This is a genomic window from Thermotalea metallivorans (assembly GCF_001562415.1).
Lineage (GTDB): Bacteria > Bacillota > Clostridia > Peptostreptococcales > Thermotaleaceae > Thermotalea > Thermotalea metallivorans.
Genome location: NZ_LOEE01000092.1, coordinates 1 through 2,329, shown reverse-complemented (window position 1 = coordinate 2,329; position 2,329 = coordinate 1). Strand labels below are relative to the sequence as shown.

Below are 2,329 nucleotides of genomic sequence, written 5' to 3'. Positions count from 1 at the left end.
ACCTAAGAAGAGCCGCTCAGATGGCAAAATAAAGGGGAAATCACAGGGAAGATTAGCAACTTCCTTGAAAATCCTTGATATATGCAGATAGATAAATCGAAAATATTGAGTTTTTCAGGGGAAACTAGCTATAAAATTTTTGTAAAACTTCCTGTTCTTTAGCAGAATCAAACCAAACGTCGGGAGGAGGTGTCACGGGATGTGGTTTTGGATTTTTTTCCTCTTGCATCCAACGCCATGTATCCGCAATGGTTTCCCGCAAAGGCCGACATATGAGACCTGCTTTATGAGCGGCAACGACATTCGCGTCATGAATGCCGCTTGGCTTTGGATTGTCGGGGTACCTTAAGCCCAACTCCATGCCAAGCATAAATCCTTCTTTTTCAAGGATATCCGGTTCTACCCATATAAATTCGGCGTTGCTTCCAACAATTTCTTTGATTGTGTAAAGTAGCTCACCTATAGTGACGAAACCAGGTAAAGTTCCAACGTTATATGCCCCTCCTAAACCACGCTCTGCTGCAGACAACATCCACAACGCCATATCTCTGGCATCAATATACTGAAGCGGAGTTTCAGCTGGTCCAGGTGCAAGTATACGCCCACCTTTTTCAATGCGTCGAATCCACCAGGGGATTCTGCCTAAATCCTCATAAGGACCCAAAATCATACCAGGGCGGGCCAACAATGCACGTTCTTTAAATGCATTAATCACAGCAAGTTCACCTCCACGCTTGGCAGCGGGATAGTCTGTACTGTCTTCGCTGTTTGGATCACCCTTTACCAACGGTGCTGTTTCATCGGCGCCAGAGGGCCAAGGCCATTGGTATACAGCCCGGCTGGATACATATCCATAATGACTGACTCGGCCGGAGAGCAACTCCACAGTATCACGGACAACTCGAGGTGCCCATGCCCAGGTATCAATCACGGCATCCCAAATTCTGTTACCTAATGCTTTAGACATAGCCAATTGATCGTATCGATCTGCAACAATTGCTTCCACACCTTCTGCCGGACTTCGACTTAGTCCTCGGTTCAGAGTCGTGACTTCGTCCCCACGAGCTAAAGCTTCTTCTACAACAGCTCTACCAACATGGTGTGTTCCACCCAAAACCAGTAATTTCATACAATTTCCTCCTTCAAGCAGTTATTTAGTGTAATGCTTAACAAATTAGATTTATAAAATATGAAATAAAAAAATTAATTAATTTCATTATAGTAATATATATTTACCGTGTCAAGAAATTATGAAATATATTATTTGAAATATTACATAAAATATATTATTATAATATTATAATGAGGGGTGGTGTTCAAATGAATGGATTTGAGCGTCGGGCAGAAAGAAAAAAAGAAAATATACGGCAAGCGGCACTGCAGTTATTTTCTGTCCATGGCGTCCAAAAAGTTAGTATGGCCGAAATAGCAAAAAAGGCAAATGTGTCGCAGGTTACCATTTATAAATATTTTGGCAGCAAGGATGAGCTGATTTACGATGTAGTATCAATGTTTTTAGAAAAAAGATTGCAAGAAGATACACAAATCATTGAGAGTGATCTTCCTTTCCCTGAAAAAATTAAGGTATTCATTTCAAAAAATACCAGGGACTTAGCCCAATTGGATTCCGATTTTCTTCAATTAATGATGTCAGAAGAAGAAAGGATTAGGCAAAAAGTAGAAGAATTTTCGGAAACTAAATATATTCCATTATTATTGAAACTGATTGAAAAAGGAAAAAAAGAAGGATATATTAATCATCAGATTTCCAATGAGGCCATATTGCTGTTTATCAGTTTATTTAAAGAGAAACCTAGTATGCGGGTTACTCCTGAAGAAAATATGAAACTCTTCGAAGATATGAGCAGGCTGTTTTTTTATGGAATTCTTGGGAAATAACAGAAATATACAATGCCCTACTATCGACTATGCTAAACGGATATATGATGATGCAAAAGAGGGGTTTATTTGTGATAAGAAGTTATTTGGCAAAGAAGCATGATGCTGACAATCCCTGTCCTTTTTGTGCTTAATATCTTTTTCCCTTACTGCTAATATATTTTTCTTTTTTGAGATATACTGGTTCAAGACAAATGGGGTCTTTCTGTGTTTGAATACTTGCTTGACTGCTTCTTGTTTAAAACTGAAAAATCTGAAAATTCAAATAAATACCGCAATTCGACAAAATATGATATTATTTTTTAGACCAGCTAATAAAAGTCAATAGTTAAATTCAAATTTTTTTAAAAAATTGATTTTTCTAAAAAGGGTACAGCAAAGCTAACCATTGGTAAAAACCGAACAATGGCTTTTTTAAAAAGATTTGAGT

General features: G+C 38.0%; 2 protein-coding genes. One reads left to right on the top strand and one right to left on the bottom strand.

Going from position 1 to position 2,329, the window contains the following annotated elements; genetic code table 11:
* Positions 1-124: 124 nt before the first annotated feature.
* On the bottom strand, positions 125-1,129 hold the full coding sequence (locus tag AN619_RS15170; protein ID WP_068558109.1) for an NAD-dependent epimerase/dehydratase family protein: 1,005 nt from the start codon (positions 1,127-1,129) through the stop codon (positions 125-127).
* A gap of 191 nt (positions 1,130-1,320) precedes the next feature.
* On the opposite strand from AN619_RS15170, the gene AN619_RS15165 reads away from it, so the two are divergent.
* Positions 1,321-1,899, top strand: a complete 579-nt coding sequence (locus AN619_RS15165) for a TetR/AcrR family transcriptional regulator (protein WP_068558108.1) — start codon at positions 1,321-1,323, stop codon at positions 1,897-1,899.
* Positions 1,900-2,329: the final 430 nt, after the last annotated feature.

Coding starts and splice junctions, on each gene's coding strand:
- AN619_RS15170 (WP_068558109.1), bottom strand. CDS start 1,129: ATGAAATTACTGGTTTTGGGTGGAACACACCATGTTGGTAGAGCTGTT.
- AN619_RS15165 (WP_068558108.1), top strand. CDS start 1,321: ATGAATGGATTTGAGCGTCGGGCAGAAAGAAAAAAAGAAAATATACGG.